This is a genomic window from Streptomyces sp. NPDC033966, from assembly GCF_055575955.1.
Genome location: NZ_JBVIRQ010000003.1, coordinates 47,248 through 67,441 on the forward strand (window position 1 = coordinate 47,248; position 20,194 = coordinate 67,441).

The window sequence follows — 20,194 nt, forward strand, 5'->3', positions numbered from 1 at the left end:
GGCGGATCGTACTGCGCCCCCGCCGCGGCGGCGAGAAGCGGCCCCCCTGCCGACGGGAACCGGCCCTCGCTTCAGGCCGGCGAGACGAAGCCGGACTCGTACGCCGTGATCACCGCCTGGGTCCGGTCGCGCGCCCCCAGCTTGCCCAGGACGGCGCTGACATGAGACTTCACGGTCTCCGTACCGACGATCAGCTCGCGGGCGATCTCCACGTTGGTCAGCCCCCGGGCCATGAGCCGCAGCACCGCCTCCTCGCGCTCCGTCAGCGCGGCCCGCTCCAGGACCGCGCGGGCCTCCCGGTTCCCGTACTCGGCGGCGAGGGCCCGTACGGCCGCCGGGAAGAGCAGGGTCTCTCCCTCGGCGACGAGCCGCACCGCGTGCACGATCTCCGAGGGACGGGCCCGCTTCAGCAGGAAGCCGTCGGCTCCGGCGCGCAGCGCCTGGTAGACGTACTCGTCGTTCTCGAAGGTGGTGACCACGAGGATCTTCGGCGGGGAGTCCACCGACCGCAGCACGGCCCTGGTCGCCTCGATCCCGTCGAGCAGCGGCATCCGTACGTCCATCGCCACCACGTCCGGCCGCAACTGCCGCACCAGGGGGATGACGGACGCCCCGTCCGCGGCCTCACCCACCACCTCGATGTCGGGCTGGGCCTCCAGGACTGCACGCAGACCCGCGCGCACCAGGGGCTCGTCGTCGACGAGCAGTACGGTAACCGGCATCCGGTCAGGGTATTCGCTCCAGCGGAAGCCGCGCGCACACCCGCCAACCACCCTCGTGGAGGCCGGTTTCGGCCTCGCCCCCGAGCAGCGCCGCCCGCTCCCTCATACCCCGCAGCCCGCTCCCGCCGCCCCTCGTGACGGCAGGACGCTCCGGCAGCGGGTTCGTCACCTCCAGCTCCAGCCGGCCCCCGGCCATGTCCACCCGCACCCGGACGGGAACGGGACCGCAGTGGCGCAGCACATTGGTGAGTGCCTCCTGCAGGATCCGGTACCCCTCACGGGTGACCGGTCCGGGCAACTTGTCCAGCGGGCCCGTCAGTTGCGCGTCGACCTCCGCTCCCGAGGCGCGGGCGGACTCCAGCAGCCGGTCCGCCTCCATCAGGGTCGGCCGCTGCGACGGCGGCTGCGCGGACTCCCGCAGCACCAGCAGGACCCGTTCCAGATCCTCCAGCGCGGCCCGGCCGGTCTCCTCGATCGCGCTCAGCGCGCGGTCGGTGAACTCGGGGTCTCCCGCGGCCCGCGCCGCACCCGCCTGGATCACCGCCACCGTCAGGGCGTGCCCGATGGAGTCGTGCAGCTCGCGCGCGATGCGGGTCCGCTCCAGCAGCTGTTCCGTACGCGCCTCCAGCGCGGTCAGCCGCTCGGCGGCCGACGGCCCCAGCAGCCGCTGGGCGACGGTGGTGATCAGCTCGCCGAGCAGGACCACGATCAGGACGAGCAGGAGGAGCGGCACCGGCACGAGGAGGGCCGCCGCCCAGCGCGGAGGGGCGAACGGCACCGAGAGGTCGGAGCCCAGCGGGTGCCCGAACGCGATCGCGATCAGCTCGATGGCCTGGACCGGCAGCCACACGGTGGCGAACATGGCCGCCCCGGCGACGACCAGGCGTATCTCCAGCCACAGCACGGTCCGCCACCGGTCCGCCCAACGCGCCGACGGGCCGCTGCCGATGAGGCTGTCCGTACTGCCCCGGTCCTGCGGAGTGAGCAGGAACTGCGCCTGGAGCCCCTCGGCCAGCCGCACCCACGGTACGAAGCCGAACGGTATGACGATCAGCAGCGGCATCCACGGGACGCGCGGGTTGATGAACATCCACAGGGCGAGCAGCAGCACCGGGACGCACAGGTGCAGCCAGCGCGAGTACGTCACCGGCCGGAACGGGGCACGGAGCAGTCGGATCATGCTGCCATCGTGGCAGGGCCCGGGCCGCTGCCGTCTCCCCCACGTGGGGGAGACGGCACCCCCGCATGGGGGAGGGAAGGGGCCGGGCCGGACGGAGAATCTTGAGCCATGAACCGCATCGAGATCCGCGAACTGACCAAGGACCACGGCACCCACCGGGTCGTGGACCACCTCACCTTCGACGTCCTGCCGGGCAGGGTCACCGGATTCCTGGGGCCCAACGGGGCCGGCAAGTCCACCACCATGCGCCTGATCCTGGGCCTGGACCGGCCCACCGCCGGCAGCGCCACCATCGCCGGGAGCCGGTTCACCGACCTGCGGAGCCCGCTGCGCGAGGTGGGCGCCCTGCTCGACCCACAGGCGCCCCACGCCGGACGGAGGGCCCGCGACCACCTCCTCGCACTCGCCGTCAGCAACGGCATCCCGGCCGCCCGGGTGGACGCGGTCCTCGAACAGGCCGGTATCGCGCCCGTCGCCCGCCGCCGGATCGGCACCTTCTCACTCGGCATGCGCCAGCGCCTGGGCATAGCCGCCGCCCTGCTCGGCGACCCGGGAGTCCTGCTGCTGGACGAGCCGACCAACGGCCTCGACCCGGAGGGCATCATCTGGATCCGCGAGCTGATGCGGAGCCTCGCCGCCGAAGGGCGCACGGTCTTCGTCTCCAGCCACCTGATGGCCGAGTCCGCCTCGTTCGTCGACCACCTCGTCGTCCTCGGGCAGGGCAGGCTGCTCGCCGACACCCCACTGCAGGAGTTCATCGACGCCCGCAGTACGCCCAGGGTGCGGCTGCGGACCTCGGAACCGGACCGGCTGGCGGCCGCCCTGGCCCGCGATGGCCTGGGCCTGGCCGCCGCCGAGAACGGGCGGTGGACCGTCGACGGCATACGGGCCGAGCGGATCGGAGCCCTGGCCGCCCGGGAGGGCATCGCCGTACTGGAACTCTCCGACGAGCGGGCCTCACTGGAGCAGGCCTACCTCGACCTCACCGCCGACCGCACCCCCTTCTCCGCCACCGCCGCCTGAACCCGATGGGAGCCACCACCGTGACCGCAGCCGCCCTGCCCACCGTCCCCGTCCTGCACTCGGAATGGATCAAGATACGGTCCGCCCGCGCGGTCCTCGGATCGCTGGCGGCCGTCTTCGCCGCCACCGCGGGCGTCACCGTGCTCACCGCCGCCGCCATCGGTACCTCCGAGCCCGGTGCCATGGGCGAGGACCGCCTGCTCGGAGCCTTCTTCGGAATCAACTTCGGTCAGATAGCGGCCATCGCCTTCGGCGCGACCGCCTTCGCGGGCGAGTTCCGGGCCGGCGCCCTGAGAGTCTCGCTGACCGCCGTGCCCAACAGGACCCGGCTGTACCTGTCCAAGGCCGCCACCGTCGCCGGACTCGCCTTCGCGGTCGGACAGATCACGGGTCTCGTCACCTTCGTCGCCGGGCAGGCGTTCATGGGGGACCAAGCCCTGTCCCTCGGCGACCCGGGGACGGTGCGCGCCGTCTTCGGCAGCGGGGTCTACCTGACCCTGATCGCCCTGCTGTCGGCCGGCCTGACCGCCCTGGTGCGCAGCGGCACCCTGGTGATGAGCCTGCTCATACCCTTCCTGCTGATCGTGCCCTTCGTGGTGGGTCAGGTCGTGGGCGGGGCCATGCAGTTCATGCCGGACCGGGCGGGTCAGATGGTGATGAGGGCGCATGCGGAGGGGGCACTGGGGCCCTGGAGCGGCCTCGCGGTCGCCGGCGTGTGGGCCCTCGCCGCCCTGGCCGCCGGCTGGCTGGCCGTGCGGCGGCGCGACGCGTGACGCCGGGCCAGTTGTCAGTGGTCCGCCCGATACTGACGGCATGACCACGGCAGACCATCTCGACACGATCGACCGGCTGCGGACGCTCGAATTCCCGGCCGGGCCGGCCGTGTCCGGCGAACAGGGCGCGGGCCCGGGTCACCACCTGGTCCAGCTCAGCCTGACCCGGGATTTCTGGGACGACGACGGCTCCGGCCGGGAGGAGGCCGAGGAGCAGATCAGTGCCGAGTACGCGGCGCTCACCCAGGCAGTGACCGACCGGTGGGGGCCGCCGCAGATGTTCGCCCTGGCGTCGCTGATGGACCGGGGCTTCGACGGGGAGGAGATACCGGAACCGTGGGGCGAGCTGAGCAACATCACCGACCATGTGCACCTGTGGCGGGCGGGGGACCGGTGGCTGGTGGTCTGCGTCGCCCAATGGGACAAGGAGTTCCCCTTCATGCTGATGGCGGGGGTCACCGTGGTCGACCCGCCGTAGCCGCCGGCCGGACTCAGGGGCCGTCGGAGCCGGCGGCCAGGCGCAGGCGGGCGTACTCCTCGGCCATGGACTCGGCGGTCCAGTGGGCGTTCAGACCGCTGGGGTTGGGCAGGGCCCAGATGCGGGTGGCGCCGATGGTGCGCTCCTGGGGGCCGATCTCGGCCTTCCGCTCACCGAAAGCGGTGCGGTAGGCGGTGACGCCGACCACGGCCAGCCACTGGGGGCGCAGCCGTTCCACCTTCGCCGTCAGGATTCGGCCGCCCTCGCGGAACTCCTCGGCGCTCAGCTCGTCGGCGCGGGCGGTGGCCCGGGCGACGACGTTGGTGATGCCCAGGCGGTAGGACAGCAGCTCCTGCTGCTCCTCGGGGGCCAGCCTGCGGGGGGTGAAACCCGACAGGTGCAGGACCGGCCAGAACCGGTTGCCGGGGCGGGCGAAGTGGTGGCCCGTCGCGGCGGAGAGGAGACCCGGATTGATTCCGCAGAAGAGCACACGCAGACCGCCCGCGACCACGTCCGGGAGGACGCGGCCGCGGGCGGCTTCGAGCTCGTCGGGGGTCAGAGGATCGACCCCGGAGCGTAACCGGCGGCCTCCGGGTGCTCCTTGGCGATGGCCTCGATACGGGAGACCACGGAGGCGACCTGGTCACCCGCGGCGCCCGTGAAGGAGAGCTTGTCGGCCATGAGGGCGTCCAGCTGCGCACGGTCCAGCGGCATCCGCTCGTCGGCCGCCAGCTTGTCCAGCAGCTCGTTGCGCTCGGCGCCCTGCTCGCGCATGGCCAGGGCGGAGGCCACGGCGTGCTCCTTGATGACCTCGTGCGCGGCCTCGCGGCCCACACCGGCCCGCACCGCGCCCATCAGCACCTTGGTGGTGGCGAGGAAGGGCAGGTACCGGTCCAGCTCGCGGGCCACGACGGCCGGGAAGGCACCGAACTCGTCGAGGACCGTCAGGAAGGTCTCCAGCAGGCCGTCGAAGGCGAAGAACGCGTCGGGCAGGGCCACCCGGCGGACGACGGAGCAGGAGACGTCGCCCTCGTTCCACTGGTCGCCGGCCAGCTCGGCCGTCATCGAGGCGTAGCCGCGCAGGATGACCATGAGGCCGTTCACGCGCTCGCAGGAGCGGGTGTTCATCTTGTGCGGCATCGCGGAGGAGCCGACCTGGCCGGGCTTGAAGCCCTCGGTGACCAGCTCGTGGCCGGCCATCAGGCGGATCGTCTTCGCGATCGACGAGGGGGCGCCGGCCAGCTGGACCAGGGCCGAGACCACGTCGTAGTCCAGCGAGCGCGGGTAGACCTGGCCGACCGAGGTGAACGCCTGGGCGAAGCCGAGGTGGGAGGCGATCCGCTGCTCCAGATCGGCCAGCTTGGCGGCGTCGCCGCCCAGCAGGTCCAGCATGTCCTGGGCGGTGCCGACCGGGCCCTTGATCCCGCGCAGCGGGTAGCGCTGGAGGAGGTTCTCCAGGCGGTCGTAGGCGACGAGCAGCTCGTCGGCGGCGGTCGCGAAGCGCTTGCCCAGCGTGGTGGCCTGCGCGGCCACGTTGTGGGAGCGGCCGGCCATGACCAGCTCTGCGTGCTCACCGGCGAGCTTGCCGAGGCGGGCCAGGACGGCGACCGTGCGGTCGCGCACCAGCTCCAGCGAGAGCCGGATCTGCAGCTGCTCGACGTTCTCGGTGAGGTCGCGGGAGGTCATGCCCTTGTGGACGTGCTCGTGGCCGGCGAGGGCGTTGAACTCCTCGATCCGGGCCTTCACGTCGTGCCGGGTGACCTTCTCGCGCTCGGCGATGGAGGCGAGGTCGACGGTCTCAAGGACGCGCTCGTAGTCGGCGAGGGCGGCGTCGGGGACCTCGATGCCGAGGTCCTTCTGGGCGCGCAGCACGGCGAGCCACAGCCGCCGCTCCAGCGTGACCTTGTACTCGGGGGACCACAGGACGGCGAGCTCCGCGGAGGCGTAGCGGCCGGCCAGGACATTGGGGATGCGGGGCTTGGCAGTCACGTGTAGGGATTCTACTTGGGCGGCGGCTGTGCGTTTACGCAGGTAGGGGCAGCCCTCGGGATTGTGGGTTGCTACGAGGGCGGCGGGGTCCCGTACGGCAGCAGCTCCGGCCGCTTCGCGGGGCGGCCGTCCCCCGAGGAGCGGCCCGTCAGCCGCCGCCCGATCCAGGGGAGCAGGTGCTGCCGGGCGAAACGCACGTCCTCGGCCCGGCGCACGGGCCAGCCCGGCACGGCCGCGGGCGGCAGCGGTGCCCGCCAGTCCTCCTCGGCGGGCAGCCCCAGAGTCTGCCAGACGGCCTCGGCCACCCTGCGGTGCCCCTCCGGGGTCAGGTGCAGCCGGTCGACGTCCCACAGCCGCGGGTCCCCGAGCACGGGCGCCCCGTACAGGTCCACCAGCAGCGCCCCGTGCCGCGCGGCGAGCTCTTCGAGGATGCCGAAGAGCTCCTCCATGCGCGGCCGGAAGCGTTCCATCACCGGGCCTTCGCGGCCGGGCGAGCGCATCAGCACCAGGTGCTTGCAGGACGGTGCGAGGAGTTCCACCGCGCCCTCCAGGTGGGCCCGGACCCGACCCATGTCCACCTTGGGACGCAGCGCGTCGTTGAGCCCGCCCACCAGGGTCACCACGTCCGCGCCCATCGCGGCGGCGGCCGGGGCCTGGTCCTCGGCGATCTGGCCGATCAGCTTGCCGCGCACCGCCAGGTTCGCGTAGCGGAAGCCCGGCTCGCGCGCGGCGAGCCGGGCGGCCAGCAGGTCGGCCCAGCCCCGGTAGGAGCCGTCCGGCAGCAGGTCGGACATCCCCTCGGTGAAGGAGTCCCCGACCGCGACGAAACTGGTGTACGACGCATTCATCTCCATGGCGGAGCGATGCTACCGCGCGGTACGCCGTCCGTCCTAGGGGGAGGCGGGGCGGCCGAACAGCTCCCGCAGCACGTCCTCCATCGTCACCAGCCCCGCGAGGGCCCCCTCCGCCCCGAGGACCGCCGCCAGGTGCGTACGGCTGCGCCGCATGGCGGTCAGCACGTCGTCCAGCGGGGTCTCCGCCCGCACCTGCGCGATCGGGCGCAGCGCGGCCTGCGGGAAGGGCTCGTCCCGCTCCAGCACGTCCAGGGCGTCCTTGACGTGCAGGTAGCCCAGGATCCGCTGGCGGGCGTCGACCACCGGGAAGCGGGAGTACCCCGACTCGGCGGACAGGGCCTCCAGTGCGGCCGCCGTGATGCCCTGCCCGGCCGTGACGACCCGGTGCGCGGGCAGCACCACGTCGGCTACGGGCCGTCGGCCCAGCTCCAGGGCGTCGTGCAGCCGTTCGCTCGCCCGGTCGTCGATGAGCCCCGCGTCACTGGAGTCCTTGACCATCCGGGCCAGCTCATCGTCCGAGAACGTCGCCGCGACCTCGTCCTTCACGTCCACCCGCAGCAGCCGCAGCAGGGCGTTGGCGAAGGCGTTCACCGCGAAGATCACCGGCTTCAGCCCCCGGGTCAGGGCGACCAGCGGCGGCCCCAGGGCCAGCGCGGTGCGTACCGGCTCGGCCAGCGCCACGTTCTTCGGCACCATCTCGCCGAACAGCATGTGCAGGTACGTGGCCAGCGCCAGCGCCACCACGAAGGAGATCCCGTGCGTCACCCCGGACGGCACCCCGACCGCGTCGAGCAGCGGGCTCAGCAGGTGCGCGATGGCCGGCTCGGCCACCACGCCGAGCACCAGGGTGCACAGGGTGATGCCGAGCTGCGCCGCCGCCATCATGGCCGACACGTGCTCCAGGCCCCACAGCACCGCGCGGGCCCGGCGGTCGCCCTGCTCGGCGTGCGGCTCGATCTGGCTGCGCCGGACCGAGATCAGCGCGAACTCCGCGCCGACGAAGAAGGCGTTGACGACCAGCGTGGCCAGGCCGATCAGCAGCTGGATCGCGGTCATCGGGTCTCCTCCGCGGTCTCGTCGCCGGCGGGTCCGGCCGGCTCGTGCAGGAGCACGCGGGCGGCCCGGCGCCCACTGGCGTCGACCACGTCCAGGCGCCAGCCGTCCAGCTCCAGGCGGTCGCCGACGGCCGGGATCCGGCCCAGCTCGGTGGCTATCAGCCCGGCCAGGGTCTCGTACGGGCCCTCGGGCACCCGCAGCCCGATCCGCCGGAGCTGATCGGTGCGCGCGGCGCCGTCGGCCGAGTACAGGGTCCGGCCCGCCTCGTCCGTGCCGGCCGGGGCCAGGTCGGGGGTCTCGTGCGGGTCGTGCTCGTCGCGCACCTCGCCGACGACCTCCTCGACGATGTCCTCCAGCGTGGCCACTCCGGCCGTGCCGCCGTACTCGTCGATCACCACGGCCATCGTCTGCCGGCCGGACAGCCGGTCCAGCAGCCGGTCCACGGTCAGCGACTCCGGTACGAGGAGCGGCTCGCGCAGCAGCCGCGACACCGGATGGCGGTGCCGCTCGGCGGCGGGCAGGGCCAGGACGTCCTTGATGTGGACGATGCCGACCACGGTGTCGAGGCTGCCCCGGTAGACGGGGAAGCGCGACAGCCCGGTGGCCATGGTCGCGTTGGCCACGTCCTCGGCGGTGGTGTGCACGTCCAGGGCCGTGACCTGGACGCGCGGGGTCATCACGTTCTCCGCGATCAGGTCGGCGAGGTTCAGGGTCCGCACGAACAGCTCGGCGGTGTCCTTCTCCAGCGCGCCGGCCTTGGCGGAGTGCCGGGCCAGGGCCACCAGCTCCTGCGGGCTGCGGGCGGAGGCCAGTTCCTCGGCGGGCTCCATGCCGAAGCGGCGGACCATGTGGTTGGCGGTGGTGTTCAGGTGGCTGATCAGCGGCTTGAACGCGCGGGAGAAGACCCGCTGCATGGTCGCCACGCGTTTGGCGATCGCCAGGGGCGAGGAGATCGCCCAGTTCTTGGGGACCAGTTCGCCGACGACCATCAGGACCACCGTCGACAGGACGGTGCCGAGGACCAGGGCGGTGGAGGACGCGGCGCCGGCCGACAGGCCCATGTCCTGGAACGGGCCCGTGAGCAGGGCCGCGATCGAGGGCTTGGAGATCATGCCGATGACCAGGCCGGTCACCGTGATGCCGAGCTGGGCGCCGGACAGCTGGAAGGTGAGGCTGCGGACCGCGGCCAGGGCACTGTCCGCTCCGCGCTCGCCCCGCTCGACGGCCCGTTCGAGCTCACTGCGCTCGACGGTCGTCAGCGAGAACTCGGCCGCGACGAACACGCCGCAGGCGAGGCAGAGCAGCAGCGCCACGATGAGCAGGACTACCTCGGTCATCGGTCGTTCACCTCCGTCCCATGATCGGTCAGGAGGAGGGGGGCCGCGCGGTGTCGCGTACCGGGATGTCGCGTACTGGGATGTCGGGGACCGGGAGGCTCGCCCATGGGCGGACGCTCACACCTTTCGTCTTTCGTCGTGGATCGGGGAAACCGTCCCACCCTATGGTAAAGGAAAGGCAAAGGCGATGGCTCGTCCTTTTGGGCGAGCGGGCGCGGGTGGCGGGATCCCGGAATGAACGATCTTCACATCGCCCCGCTACAGCTCCCGACCTGCCCGCCGTCCTGGACTTCTGGAAGGGCGCAGCCAAGGGCGCGAGCATCAGCGACGACCTGGCCGGAGCCGAACGGCTGCACGCGCGTGACCCCGGGCCCTCCTGCTCGCCCGGCGCGACGGCGAGCTCGTCGGCACCGTCATCGCGGGCTTCGACTGCTCGAAACCCGAGAAGTCCGGAACCACCCCCACGTGCGGCGAAGGGCGGTCGCGAAATGAGATCGGTCATGCGGTTCGTGAATCACCGGATCACATGTGCTGACAGAGTCCGTTGTCCCTGTTCCACACGGCAGGGCACCCGGACCCGGACGGATCCTGAGGGCTCGGGCGGCCCGCGCGGCGGGGGCCTGAGGCTTGGGCGGAATCTCCTTCGTGAGCGACGGGCCTGTTGCTTGCAGCGGTGAGACGCTGGAACCCCGAGACCCAGGAGGTACGCCATGACTGAGCAGACGCCTGCCAGGGATCAGAAGCAGACTGACGAGAAGGCCGACCAGGAGACGCCGGAGCAACAGCAGTTGGAGGCCGCGCCGCAGGAGCGTCAGGTCAAGCACACTGCCGCACTTCTCGATATCGACCTCGACATCAATTGAGTCGTGACGGTCGCACTGGAAGCCTGGTACTGCAGCCGCAGTTGCTGTGACCGGTAGGCCGGGGAAGATCGACAACTGCCAGCTCGGGGTGTTCCTCGCCTACGCCTCCGTCGCGGGCCGCGCGTTGATCGACCGCGAGCTGTACCTGCCCACCTCCTGGACCGGAGGATGCCGAGCGCCGGGTGGACGCACGGATCGGCCAGGACGTCGTGTTCGCCACCAAGCCCGCCCTGGCCAAGGCGAAGCTGCAGCGGGCGGTGGCGGCCGGGGTGCCGTTTCGCTGGGTGTGCGGGTGCGGGTGCGGGTGCGGGTGCGGGGAGGAGGTCTACGGCGACAACCCCGCCCTCAGGTCCTGGCTGACCGGCCAACGGCTGGCGTATGTGCTGGCCATCGCTACGAACACCGGCCCGGGCCGCGCGGGCAGAACGCCCGCACCCTGGCGGCCATCCTGCCCGAGGACGTCTGGGAGATCCGCTCGGCCGGCGACGGCGCACACGGGCTGCGCGACTGCGCCTGGGCCCAGGTCTCGCTGCCGGGCCGAGAGGCCGCCGACGGCTTCTCCGCCGCGCTGCTGATCCGCCGCCACCCAACCACCGGAGAGCGGGCGTACTACCTGGTGCACGCCCCGCTGGGCACGCCGCTCGCGGAGATCGCGCGGGCCGCCGGCGCCCGCACGCCACTACCGGGCCTGGTGCCGGCACATCACCCTGGCCCTCGCGGCCGCCGCCCCCCTAACTGTGGCTGCAGTACTAGGCCTTGTCCGGGCGATCTCCGATGGCCCGTGCGATGAGGTCGTGGATCAAGAACTCTCCGGGTCTGCGGTTCTCTTTGAGGCGGGCGAGGTTGTCGGGGTTGAACCAGTCGTAGGCAGAGTGCTTGGACCATTCCAGCGTGGGGTGGTCCAAGTCGCCGTCGACCTCGACGAGATAGTCGGCCTCGTGACGGAGTCCACCGCCGTCGTCCCCTGTCCAGGTTGTGGTGCCAAGGAACTGCCGCACGTGGGTCAGGCGCCAGCCGGTCTCCTCCTCAACCTCGCGTGCGAGAGCTTCCAGAACCGTTTCCCCAGCCTCGACGTGGCCGCCCACGATGTCCCAGGTATCGGGAAACAGGCGACGGTCTGGGCTCCGCTTCTGGGCGAAGGCCTGGCCGTCCTGGTTGAGGATGACGGCGCCGACGGTCCAGACCTCGCCTGAGGCGGGATCGGGCACCTCGACGTCGTCGTTGACAGTGAACGACGGGTTGTGAGTGGGCATGACCGATAGCGTAAGGACGGGCGTTTCCACAGCATGCCGATTTCGTTGTAGTGGGCATGGGGCGGGGTGATCTGAGTGGTGCCAGCCACCCGCTACGACAAGCGCCGTTACGTCTACCTCGGCACCGCCACCGCCGCAGCCCTCACCATCTGGCTCCGTACCACCCTCAAGACGTTGGGTGGCTGCCGCGTCCTCACGCGATGTTGATCGTGCTACCCGTCGGTTACGAGGACCCCCAAGGTCTCGCTGAGGGCGACACAATCTTCATACCGTCCGTGGCGCCGGTCACGTTCGAGCTCGTGTAGCAGCAACGTGCTCCAGCGGGTCAACAGGAGTGCCCGATCGGTCGGGCAGTCGCGGATCGCAGCAACTGCGGCTGCAGTACTGGCTGCTTCTGCCGCTTCTCAGAGACGCTCTCCCGGTACGTGGCATTGGCGTACGCCTTGGAGCCCGCCATCATGCGGCCCTCGGACATGTCCAGCTCGAAGTTCGGCTCATCGACCCGTCTCGTCCTGTGAAAGGCAGTGGTCGGCCGTTCCCCTCCTGTGTTTGGCTCGGCTTCATGATCGAGATACGCAGCGCCACGGTGGCTGATGCCGAAAGCGTTCTGGCTTTCTGGAAGGCGGCGGCCGAAGGCACGTCCATCACGGACGACATCGCGGGGGTGGCTCGGCTCATCGGACGTGATCCAGACGCTCTGATCCTCGCGGAGTCTGACGGGCTCCTCGTGGGCACTCTGATTGCAGGGTGGGACGGCTGGAGGGCATCGCTCTATCGGCTTGCTGTGCGCCCCTCCCATCGTCGGCAAGGGATCGCCAGGACGCTCCTTGAGGCGGCCGAACAGCGGTTCCGCGAGCTGGGCGGCCGACGCGGAGACGCGATGGTGCTGGTCGAGAACAAGCAAGCTCAGGCTGCCTGGGCCGCGGCCGGGTACCACCAGGAAGACCACTGGCGGCGATGGGTGAAGCCGCTCGGGTAGGCATGCGCGCCTCCGTGTTGTGAGACCGGAGGTTTCGACGGCTGGCGCTGCCACCTGTACCGGCTCGCCGTGCCCCCGGCCCACCGCCGGCAGGGGATCGGCTCCGCGCTGCTCGGGGCCGCCGAGGAGCGGTTCTCGGCGCTGGGCGGCAGGCGCGCCGACGCGATGGTGCTCGACGGGAACGAGCAGGCGCGCGGGGCGTGGCGGTCGGCCGGCTACGGGCCCGAGGACATCTGGACCCGCTGGGTCAAGCCGCTCGCGGGCTGATCCGGCGCCGCCCGGACCGCCGTACGGGTGAACGCCCCCGCCCGGGTCCGGCGCCACCCCTCTCGAACACGCGCCCGGGGTCAATTCGAGCCGGAACCGGTGCTCCGGCTACGCCGAGCCAGCCCCGGGCTCATGGATCCGGACACGCGGCGGGCCCGCCCGGGTCGCCCGCCGCCGCGCCGCCCCCGGGATCCCGGCCTCAGTGGATCATGCAAAGGCGCACCCGGGACGGCCGCCCGGCCCCGGAGCGCACCCCGCCCCGGCATGATCAAGTGCCTGGTCAGCGGCATCTGTCCGGTTGTCACCCGGTGGCGACTTCTGGGCGCTGCCCACCCCTGCACCGGTTGCGTAGCGTAACCAACCTGCCACACAGGGAGGGGAAAACGGTATGGGGCAAGGAAGCGTCAGGAACGACGTGGGCACGGCCTACATCAACGACGTGTTCATGCGGCACCCGCTGACCACGAAGAACCAGCAGGAGCTGGACATCGCCGCCAGGGCCGCCGGCATCCTGGAGCGCAACCTGCGCCGCGGCGCGTTCAGGCGCAACCGCCAGGGAGGGGGCGAGCCGCTCGACCCCGTCGGCTTCTCCCTGAACAAGGAGCGCTACGGCACGTTCCCCGCGGACGAGCAGACGGCACAGGAGCGCGGCTGGCGCGCCTTCATGAACGTCGGCGTACCCGTCATCGAGGAGCGCGCCGACATCCAGCAGCCGCCGCCCGACATGGTCTCCAAGCAGACGTACGTCAACGGCACCGACCCGATCGTGATCACCGTGACGGACACCGTCGAGTTCACGATCTCGAACACGATCAGCTGGTCGCTCCAGGGCGAGGTGAAGCTCACCTTCGGGGCGAAGTCCATCGCGTCGCTCCAGCAGCAGCTGGCGAAGAGCATGGAGATGAAGCAGTACCAGAAGACCACCCTGCTCAACAGCAAGGACAACCAGGGCGTCAACACGGAGACGCAGACGGAGGCGACGAGCAACACCACCGCCACCAGTTCCGCCACCGGCACCGGGGAGCTGTGGGGCGAGCTCGCGCTCGGGATCACCGGCTCCGTCAGCGGTTCGCTGACCACCGAATGGAAGCACGTGTCGACGATGAGCTTCCAGATCAGCAGCCGGGCCGACGTCATGGCCACGACCCGGCGCGAGGTCCGCCAGTTCGACTACGAGTTCCCCGTCACCTTCGGCGGCTGGGTCGCCCTGCACTACCCCGAGCCCGTCGAGGTCAAGGAGACGGCCAAGCAGGGCGCAGAGCCGAGGTACTCCCAGGTCCTCGCGTGGAAGCTCGGCGAGGCGGCCCTCGACTCCAGCCGCTTCGACCTGGCCGACGAGGGAAAGCGCTTCCTGCAGAAGGGGACGGCCGAAAGGGTCGCGGTCCGTGCCGGGGAACACCGGGTGTTCCAGCCGGAAGTACTCGACTACCAGACCCAGCCGCAGCCGCTCTAGGGGAGAGACCATGTCCTTCAAGAACATCTTCGACAACGGCGGGGACCAGGCCGGTTCCGCCGACCAGGCCGGCCGGAAGCTCGGCGAGGACACCCCGGGCGCGGGGAGCGTCTCGGAAGAGGTGCGCCGGCTGGAGAGCGAGCGCGACCCGTGGCTCGTACGCCAGACCGCCCACGGGGCGTTCGACGTCATGGGCTTCCTCGGGCCGCTCTTCCAGAGCACCCGGGCCGCAGCCGCCGCGCAGCACCAGGTCACCGAAGACCCCGCGTCGGCCTCCCGGATGGCCTCGTCCACCACGAAGGCCTTCGGGCCGCCGAAGGTGAGCATCGGCGACGAGGACATGCCCAAGCTGGAGGACCTGTCGAAGCTCATCGCCGCCAAGCGGAGCCACACCCTGGTCGCGACGGGGCTGGGCACCTCCGAAGGCGTGGCGGCCGAACCGGCGAACGGCACGGTGTACGTCGCCGACCGGGGCGGCCTGAGGCTGTCCGAGGTGAAGGCCGGCACCGGCGCCCAGCGCGTCGCCGCGAGCGCCCTGGGCGACATCGGCGACGTCGAGGTCGACGGGCAGGGCACCGCCTACACCACGGACTGGGCCGGCGGGCGACTGCTCGCGGTGAACCTGTCCGACGGCACCTCCCGCAAGATCGCCGACGTGCCGGGGGCCTACGGCGTCGCGCTCGACGCGGCGGCGAGCAGGGCCTACGTCACCAACTGGACCGACGGGCAGCTGATCGCCGTCGACCTGCCGGGCGGGCGGAAGACCACGATCGCCACCGGCCTCGGGCAGGGCATCGCCGGAGTGGCCCTGGACGGCAGGGGCAGGGCGTACGTCGGCCAGAAGGACAACGGCGCCAAGCTGTACGAGATCCCCCTGGCCGGCGGCGCCCCCCGCGTGGTGGCCACCCTTCCCGCCGGGGCGCGCACCATCCGCGTGGAACTCGACGGCGCGGGCCGGGCGTACACCATCGACCACGCGAACGGCCTCCTCCACGAGATCACCCTCGCCGACGGCGCGCACCGGGTGGTGGCCTCGGGCCTCGGGACCTGCGAGGGACTCGCGCTGGAGGGCGGCTGGATCTACGTCAGCAACCGCGAGGGCCAGCTGTGGCAGATCGACCGGCGCGCCGCGCAGGCCCCGGGAGGCATCGGCAAGGTCGCCCCGTAGGGGGTGTCGGCAAGTCCCTCCCGCTGCCCCGCGACGCCCGGCCACCCCCTAGCGGGCCGGCTGCTTCCAGAGGGTGAGGTCCGCGGCGTAGGCGGGCGGGTTCTCGGGGTGGCCCGTCGGCTTGACGTCGGTGATCCGGAGCATCGCCAGGTTGCCCTCGGAGGTCACCGAGCACAGCACGTCGCCCTTGACGATGGCCTCTCCCTTCATGAGCGCCGTGTTGGTGAGCTCGGCCGGGAGCGGCAGGGTGTCCACCGCCTGGCGGCAGACCTCGGGCGTGGTTCCCGGGGACTTGGCCAGGGCACGGTGGAAGACCATGTGCGGGACGATGTAGTAGAACTCGGCCTTCTTGTCGCCGGTCTCGCCGTTCGGCACCACCTTCGGGGTGTCCAGGTCGACCGTGACGACCGAGCTCCCGGGAGACCCGATGAGCAGGGGCTTGTCCTTGAACACCAGCTCGTACACCGGCGGCTGGGAGGGCTTCTGCCCGGACGGGGTCTCCGCGGGCCGCTGCTCGGTCGCCGGCGGCTTCCGGGGCGCGGCACCGCTGCCGCCGCCGTTGTCCTCCTCCCCGCCGGAACTCGCCCAGGCGATGCCCCCGCCGACCACCAGCACCGCGGCGGCGGCCGCGGCGAACAGGCGCGTCCGGTTCCCGTACGGGGCGGCGGGCAGCGGGGGAGCGGCGGGTGCCCTGGGCGGCACGGGCGGGACCGGCGGCACGGGCGGGGCCTGCGTCGGCGCGGTGTGCACCGACGGGCCGCCCGCCCCCGTGGGTACGTACGTCGGGGCGTACCCTGGCGCCGGGCCGGCCGCCGGGAGGCGGTCGAGCTGCGCCTGCCGCAGCGCGACCGCGCCGGCCCAGGGCTCGGGGAGCCAGTCCTCGACATCGGACGTGGCGCGGCCCCCCAGGCGCTCGCACAGCTCCACCAGCCGGCCCGGAGCGGGGCGTTCGTCCGGATCCGCCGCGAGCGCGCCCTCCAGCAGCGGCCGCAGCCAGTCCGGATATCCCGAGAGGTCCGGCGGACGTACGCCCGTGTTGGCGATCTGCGTCGCAACGGTCAGCGCGCCGCCCTCGCCGTACGGGTGGCGTCCGGTCGCGGCCACGGCGGCGATCAGCCCCAGGGTGAACACGTCGCTCGCCGGTGTGATGTCCCCGCCGATGCCCTGCTCGGGCGACATGAACTGGGGCGTCCCGACGAACCCGCCGGTGCTGGTGAGGCGGGTGGACTCGGCGGCCCGCGCGATCCCGAAGTCGATCACCCAGGGTCCGTCCGCCGCCAGCATGATGTTCCCCGGCTTCAGGTCCCGGTGGACGATCCCCGCCGCGTGCACGGACTCCAGGGCCCGCGCCACGCACGCCACCACGTGCAGGGCGGCGGTCAGCGGCAGCGGCCCGTAGGCGTCCAGGGCCTCGTCCAGCGGCAGGCCCGGAACGTAGGCGGTGGCCAGCCAGGGCTGGTCACCCCGGGTGTCGTGGTCCACCACGGGTACGAGGTGGTACCCGCGCACCTGTTGAGCCGACCGCACCTCCTGCTCGAAGCGTCCGCGGAATCCGGGGTCGTTCGCGTACTCGCGGCGGATCATCTTCAGCGCGACGGGCTGGCTGCCGCGGGTGCGGGAGAGGTAGACGGATCCCATCCCGCCCTCGCCGACCCGGGCGAGGAGCCGGTACCCGGAGATCTCCCGCGGGTCACCCGGTTCGAGCGGCCGCAGTGCGCCCGTTCCGTTTCCGTCCACGGGTTCCCGGTCCGGCCCAGTCATTGGCATGTCCCCCTCGATCCGCACGAGTTCAAGATCGTAACGGACCTGCCGTCCGCCGCCGGCCGTCCCGACCGGGGCGCTCACCTGTCGCATTGGGCCGTGAGGGCCTGCTCCTCCTCCGAGAGGGTGGAGTCCTCCCCGTTCTGTCCGGCGTTCTTCGCGCAGGCTGAGGCCTGGAGGGCGAGTTCGGCCGCGCGGGCCCGGGCGTCCTCGAGGCTGGTCGCCACGATCGTCGACTCGACCTGCAGGCGACGGTACGACGGCAGGTACCGCAGCTCGATCTCGGGGTGATCGGTCTCCACCTCCGACAGGTCCATGGAGGCCAGCTTCTGGCTGATGCCCCGGTACACCGCGACGTGCCCGTCGTTGGCGCCCACGTAGTACTGGCTCTGCGTCCACCGGTGCCCGGCGAACACGGTGCCGATGACCACGAGGGCCGCGACGGCGGAGAGGACCGCGCGGCGAACGGTGTTCCGCGGCGGCGGCCCCGCCCGCCGGGCCGGGCCGTCCGCGCGGCCGGGGGGCGCCGACCCGGCCCGGCGGCGTACGGGCTCGGCGGTGGCCCGACGGCCCGGGAGGAACGGAAGCGCCGGCGCGGCGGGCTCCCCCGACGACGCCGCGGGGGCAGCCGGCCCGGACGGGGCCGGCTCCGGAGACGGCGGCGCGAGCAGCTCCATCGCCCGCGCCGCCGTCAGGCGCGCGTCCGGGTCCTTCTCCAGCAGCCCCGTGATCAGCGGCGCCAGCCGGCCCGCGTGCCGCAGGGGCGGGGCCGAGTCGTTCACGACCGCGTACTGCGAGCCGACCTGGGTCTCCCTGCGGAACGGCGACACTCCCTCGACGGCCTCGTACAGGGTCGTCCCCAGGGAGAACAGGTCACTCGGGGCACCGCCCTTCTCGCCCCGGGCCCGCTCCGGCGCAAGGTACGGCGTCGAACCGATGATCACGCCCGTTCTGGTCAGGCCGTCCTCGGCCTCGTTGAGGGCGATCCCGAAGTCGGCGAGGAGGATCCGGCCGTCGTCGGCCAGCATCACGTTGGCCGGTTTGACGTCGCGGTGGACGATGCCCTCCCCGTGCGCCGCTCCGAGGGCCTTCAGCAGAGCCGAGGCCACCTCCGCCACGTCCTCCACCGGCAGCCGGCCCCGCACCCGCAGCCGTTCCCGCAGCGTCGCGCCGCTGACGAGCTCCATGACGATCCACGGCACCCGGCCCACCAGGACGACGTCATGGACCGTCACGACGTTCGGGTGGTGGCGCAGTCTGGCCGTGTTGCGGGCCTCCCGCAGGGCCCGCTTCAGCAGGTCCGACGCGTCCGCGCCCGACAGGCCCGGGGGCAGCACCAGCTCCTTCACCGCGACATCGGTGTCGAGCTGCACGTCGTGTGCCTTCCAGACCCGGCCCATTCCCCCGGACCCGAGGACCCGGACCAGCCGGTAACGGTGGTTGACCAGCTGTCCCGGCTGCGCCCCGTGTGCCATGCTCCCCCTCCGCTCCACTCCGGACACGACACCGGGCCGCCCCGGACCGCGCGGCCCCGGCTCGATTGTGATGCCTGCCGGGCGCGTCTGACTGCCAGTCCGCCGGAAGAGGTACGGAACGGCCCGCCGGTTCAGTCGTCCAGGCGGCGGGCCGAGCCGATGACGCAGTACGACGTGGGGAGCGCCGGGCCGCGCTCGGGCAGGCGGAAGGAGCGGTGCGAGGCGATCCGGAAGCCGGCCGCCTCGATCGCGGCGAGCGGGTCGCGCGCCGTGTGGCAGCCGCCGAACAGGCGGGGCCACACCGTCCGGTCGAGCGCCCGCTGGACGGCGGCCATCCCCGGGCCGGGAGCCAGACCGTGCTCCAGGAAACGCAGTTCGGCGCCCGGGCGGAGCACCCGGTGCAGTTCGGCGAGGGCGCGCGGCAGGTTGCGTACGGTGCACAGCACCAGCGAGGCGACCGCGACGTCGAAGGCCTCGCTCTTGACCGGGAGCGCCTCGGCGACACCCGGTACGAGGTCCACCGGCACCTCGGAGCGCAGCGCGGCCGCCGCGGCCAGCCGGCGCAGGGTGCGCTCCGGCTCGATGGCGACGACCTCGGAGACGGCGGCGGGGTAGTACGCGAAGTTCAGGCCGTTGCCCGCGCCGATCTCGACGACCCGCCCGGACACGCCCTCCAGGAGCTCCCGGCGCAGGGCGCCGATACCGGCGCGGGTCTCGGCGGCGGTGCTGGCCCGGGCGTAGAACCGGGCGAAGTACGGGTGGTGGACCGGATCGGGGACGGGGCTGGGCATGGCGGGCCTCCGGGCGCGGGCGGGCGGCGGACGGACGACACGGCTGCGCGTGCCCTTCGGGGCTGTTCCCCACCCGGGCCCGTCCCGAAACCGGCCACGCCCGAGCGGCGGAGGCCATAATCGGTACTCCGGCCACCGCACTTGGGGGCGCGCACAGGAGGAGAGCGGAACCTTGACATCCCGTACGGCCCCCGTCCGGGGCGCGGCCGCCGCACTGCTCGCCGCCGCGGCGTTCCTGCTCGCCGGCTGCGACTCCGCTCCCGAGCCGGCACCCCGGGCCGAGGCGCCCGCGGCCGATCCGAACGCCGCGTTCCTCGCGGAGGTGGCCGCGCGCTGCGCCACCGCCACCGCCCCGCCGGCCGCCACCGCCCCGCCGACGGCCGCCACCGGGGGCACGCCCACGGATCCGGAGTCGCGCAAGTACGCCGAGAACCACGCGTACCGGCAGCAGACGGAGCCGGGCCCCGCCGCCCGCTGCAGCGGAGAGGCCCACGCGGCGCGGATCAGGGCGAAGCTGGCCGCCGCACCCGCGGCGAACCCGGCCGAACTCACCGTGCTGCTGCGCGGCCTGGGCTACCCCGTCGGCAGCGGTGACGTGTTCGAGGGGAACGCCGCCCAGGGACCCGGCTTCGCGCTGATGCTGCCCGGCACCGGCCCCTGCGTGTCGGGGTGGGCCGCGGACCCCGCCCGCGTCGAGGCGCACGGGGTGTACCTGGAGGGCGGCTGCAAGGAGCCGGCCGGGGGCCACTGACCCCGCCACCGGCCCCCGGCC

Annotated in this window: 21 protein-coding genes and 2 pseudogenes; 12 read left to right on the plus strand and 11 right to left on the minus strand. The window is 72.5% G+C overall.

Annotated elements, in window-relative coordinates; genetic code table 11:
• Positions 1-71: 71 nt before the first annotated feature.
• Complete coding sequence (locus ACZ518_RS09265; protein ID WP_469112400.1) at positions 72-722, minus strand: response regulator; 651 nt, start codon at positions 720-722, stop codon at positions 72-74.
• A gap of 4 nt (positions 723-726) precedes the next feature.
• The gene (locus ACZ518_RS09270; protein ID WP_469112401.1) at positions 727-1,902 is read right to left on the minus strand and encodes a sensor histidine kinase; all 1,176 of its coding nucleotides are present in this window, start codon (positions 1,900-1,902) and stop codon (positions 727-729) included.
• A gap of 108 nt (positions 1,903-2,010) precedes the next feature.
• Here ACZ518_RS09270 and ACZ518_RS09275 point away from each other — a divergent pair, with 108 nt between their 5' ends.
• From ACZ518_RS09275 to ACZ518_RS09285, 3 genes are read left to right on the plus strand one after another with little or no spacing between them, the layout of a single operon-like run.
• Complete coding sequence (locus ACZ518_RS09275; protein ID WP_469112402.1) at positions 2,011-2,925, plus strand: ATP-binding cassette domain-containing protein; 915 nt, start codon at positions 2,011-2,013, stop codon at positions 2,923-2,925.
• Between the two features lie 20 nt (positions 2,926-2,945).
• Entirely contained in the window at positions 2,946-3,698 is a 753-nt protein-coding gene (locus ACZ518_RS09280; protein WP_469112403.1) for an ABC transporter permease, read from the plus strand.
• 40 nt (positions 3,699-3,738) lie between these two features.
• Positions 3,739-4,176 carry a hypothetical protein gene (locus ACZ518_RS09285; protein WP_469112404.1) on the plus strand — a complete coding sequence of 146 codons (438 nt, stop codon included), beginning with the start codon at positions 3,739-3,741 and terminating at the stop codon, positions 4,174-4,176.
• Between the two features lie 13 nt (positions 4,177-4,189).
• On the opposite strand, the gene mug is transcribed toward ACZ518_RS09285, so the two are convergent.
• The 5 genes from mug to ACZ518_RS09310 form a co-directional block, all read right to left on the minus strand.
• Positions 4,190-4,735 (minus strand): G/U mismatch-specific DNA glycosylase, encoded by a 546-nt coding sequence (gene mug, locus ACZ518_RS09290; protein WP_469112936.1) that lies wholly within the window; start codon positions 4,733-4,735, stop codon positions 4,190-4,192.
• Positions 4,732-6,165, minus strand: a complete 1,434-nt coding sequence (gene purB, locus ACZ518_RS09295; RefSeq protein ID WP_469112405.1) for an adenylosuccinate lyase — start codon at positions 6,163-6,165, stop codon at positions 4,732-4,734. Before purB ends, mug begins: the two co-directional genes overlap by 4 nt.
• 71 nt (positions 6,166-6,236) lie before the next feature.
• Positions 6,237-7,019: an SGNH/GDSL hydrolase family protein gene (locus tag ACZ518_RS09300; RefSeq protein WP_469112406.1), complete on the minus strand. Its 783-nt coding sequence runs from the start codon at positions 7,017-7,019 to the stop codon at positions 6,237-6,239.
• Positions 7,020-7,055: 36 nt separating this feature from the next.
• Entirely contained in the window at positions 7,056-8,075 is a 1,020-nt protein-coding gene (locus ACZ518_RS09305; RefSeq protein WP_469112407.1) for a hemolysin family protein, read from the minus strand.
• Complete coding sequence (locus tag ACZ518_RS09310) at positions 8,072-9,412, minus strand: hemolysin family protein (protein ID WP_469112408.1); 1,341 nt, start codon at positions 9,410-9,412, stop codon at positions 8,072-8,074. The genes ACZ518_RS09305 and ACZ518_RS09310 overlap by 4 nt, the downstream gene beginning before the upstream one ends.
• Positions 9,413-9,630: 218 nt before the next feature.
• Here ACZ518_RS09310 and ACZ518_RS09315 point away from each other — a divergent pair.
• From ACZ518_RS09315 to ACZ518_RS09325, 3 genes and pseudogenes are all read left to right on the plus strand, one after another.
• Positions 9,631-9,842: pseudogene (locus ACZ518_RS09315) on the plus strand (GNAT family N-acetyltransferase); the annotation flags it as partial.
• Between the two features lie 280 nt (positions 9,843-10,122).
• Positions 10,123-10,275: a hypothetical protein gene (locus ACZ518_RS09320; protein ID WP_469112409.1), complete on the plus strand. Its 153-nt coding sequence runs from the start codon at positions 10,123-10,125 to the stop codon at positions 10,273-10,275.
• Between the two features lie 209 nt (positions 10,276-10,484).
• Positions 10,485-10,850 carry a hypothetical protein gene (locus tag ACZ518_RS09325; RefSeq protein ID WP_469112937.1) on the plus strand — a complete coding sequence of 122 codons (366 nt, stop codon included), beginning with the start codon at positions 10,485-10,487 and terminating at the stop codon, positions 10,848-10,850.
• Between the two features lie 174 nt (positions 10,851-11,024).
• On the opposite strand, the gene ACZ518_RS09330 is transcribed toward ACZ518_RS09325, so the two are convergent.
• Positions 11,025-11,528 carry an NUDIX hydrolase gene (locus ACZ518_RS09330; protein WP_469112410.1) on the minus strand — a complete coding sequence of 168 codons (504 nt, stop codon included), beginning with the start codon at positions 11,526-11,528 and terminating at the stop codon, positions 11,025-11,027.
• Positions 11,529-11,603: 75 nt separating this feature from the next.
• Between ACZ518_RS09330 and ACZ518_RS09335 the strand changes: the two genes are divergently transcribed.
• From ACZ518_RS09335 to ACZ518_RS09355, 5 genes and pseudogenes are all read left to right on the plus strand, one after another.
• Positions 11,604-11,735 (plus strand): hypothetical protein, encoded by a 132-nt coding sequence (locus tag ACZ518_RS09335; RefSeq protein ID WP_469112411.1) that lies wholly within the window; start codon positions 11,604-11,606, stop codon positions 11,733-11,735.
• A gap of 355 nt (positions 11,736-12,090) precedes the next feature.
• Positions 12,091-12,507 (plus strand): GNAT family N-acetyltransferase, encoded by a 417-nt coding sequence (locus ACZ518_RS09340; protein ID WP_469112412.1) that lies wholly within the window; start codon positions 12,091-12,093, stop codon positions 12,505-12,507.
• Positions 12,508-12,552: 45 nt separating this feature from the next.
• Positions 12,553-12,774: pseudogene (locus ACZ518_RS09345) on the plus strand (GNAT family N-acetyltransferase); the annotation flags it as partial.
• Between the two features lie 388 nt (positions 12,775-13,162).
• On the plus strand, positions 13,163-14,227 hold the full coding sequence (locus ACZ518_RS09350; RefSeq protein ID WP_469112413.1) for a gluconolaconase: 1,065 nt from the start codon (positions 13,163-13,165) through the stop codon (positions 14,225-14,227).
• Positions 14,228-14,237: 10 nt separating this feature from the next.
• Positions 14,238-15,395, plus strand: a complete 1,158-nt coding sequence (locus ACZ518_RS09355) for an NHL repeat-containing protein (RefSeq protein ID WP_469112414.1) — start codon at positions 14,238-14,240, stop codon at positions 15,393-15,395.
• A gap of 48 nt (positions 15,396-15,443) precedes the next feature.
• On the opposite strand, the gene ACZ518_RS09360 is transcribed toward ACZ518_RS09355, so the two are convergent.
• The 3 genes from ACZ518_RS09360 to ACZ518_RS09370 all read right to left on the minus strand — a co-directional run bounded on the left by ACZ518_RS09360 (position 15,444) and on the right by ACZ518_RS09370 (position 19,422).
• On the minus strand, positions 15,444-17,132 hold the full coding sequence (locus ACZ518_RS09360) for a serine/threonine-protein kinase (RefSeq protein WP_469112415.1): 1,689 nt from the start codon (positions 17,130-17,132) through the stop codon (positions 15,444-15,446).
• 104 nt (positions 17,133-17,236) lie between these two features.
• Positions 17,237-18,631, minus strand: coding sequence for a serine/threonine-protein kinase (locus tag ACZ518_RS09365; protein ID WP_469112416.1), 1,395 nt, complete (start codon positions 18,629-18,631; stop codon positions 17,237-17,239).
• Between the two features lie 131 nt (positions 18,632-18,762).
• Entirely contained in the window at positions 18,763-19,422 is a 660-nt protein-coding gene (locus ACZ518_RS09370; protein WP_469112417.1) for a class I SAM-dependent methyltransferase, read from the minus strand.
• 172 nt (positions 19,423-19,594) lie between these two features.
• On the opposite strand from ACZ518_RS09370, the gene ACZ518_RS09375 reads away from it, so the two are divergent.
• On the plus strand, positions 19,595-20,173 hold the full coding sequence (locus ACZ518_RS09375) for a hypothetical protein (RefSeq protein WP_469112418.1): 579 nt from the start codon (positions 19,595-19,597) through the stop codon (positions 20,171-20,173).
• The last annotated feature ends 21 nt before the right edge of the window (positions 20,174-20,194 follow it).

Bases quoted from the DNA above. Each gene is read 5' to 3' on its own strand.
- ACZ518_RS09320 (WP_469112409.1), top strand. From the start codon at position 10,123: ATGACTGAGCAGACGCCTGCCAGGGATCAGAAGCAGACTGACGAGAAG.
- ACZ518_RS09355 (WP_469112414.1), top strand. From the start codon at position 14,238: ATGTCCTTCAAGAACATCTTCGACAACGGCGGGGACCAGGCCGGTTCC.
- ACZ518_RS09285 (WP_469112404.1), top strand. From the start codon at position 3,739: ATGACCACGGCAGACCATCTCGACACGATCGACCGGCTGCGGACGCTC.
- ACZ518_RS09330 (WP_469112410.1), bottom strand. From the start codon at position 11,528: ATGCCCACTCACAACCCGTCGTTCACTGTCAACGACGACGTCGAGGTG.
- ACZ518_RS09370 (WP_469112417.1), bottom strand. From the start codon at position 19,422: ATGCCCAGCCCCGTCCCCGATCCGGTCCACCACCCGTACTTCGCCCGG.
- ACZ518_RS09270 (WP_469112401.1), bottom strand. From the start codon at position 1,902: ATGATCCGACTGCTCCGTGCCCCGTTCCGGCCGGTGACGTACTCGCGC.
- ACZ518_RS09265 (WP_469112400.1), bottom strand. From the start codon at position 722: ATGCCGGTTACCGTACTGCTCGTCGACGACGAGCCCCTGGTGCGCGCG.
- ACZ518_RS09350 (WP_469112413.1), top strand. From the start codon at position 13,163: ATGGGGCAAGGAAGCGTCAGGAACGACGTGGGCACGGCCTACATCAAC.
- ACZ518_RS09275 (WP_469112402.1), top strand. From the start codon at position 2,011: ATGAACCGCATCGAGATCCGCGAACTGACCAAGGACCACGGCACCCAC.
- ACZ518_RS09340 (WP_469112412.1), top strand. From the start codon at position 12,091: ATGATCGAGATACGCAGCGCCACGGTGGCTGATGCCGAAAGCGTTCTG.
- ACZ518_RS09310 (WP_469112408.1), bottom strand. From the start codon at position 9,412: ATGACCGAGGTAGTCCTGCTCATCGTGGCGCTGCTGCTCTGCCTCGCC.
- ACZ518_RS09300 (WP_469112406.1), bottom strand. From the start codon at position 7,019: ATGGAGATGAATGCGTCGTACACCAGTTTCGTCGCGGTCGGGGACTCC.
- ACZ518_RS09365 (WP_469112416.1), bottom strand. From the start codon at position 18,631: ATGGCACACGGGGCGCAGCCGGGACAGCTGGTCAACCACCGTTACCGG.
- ACZ518_RS09305 (WP_469112407.1), bottom strand. From the start codon at position 8,075: ATGACCGCGATCCAGCTGCTGATCGGCCTGGCCACGCTGGTCGTCAAC.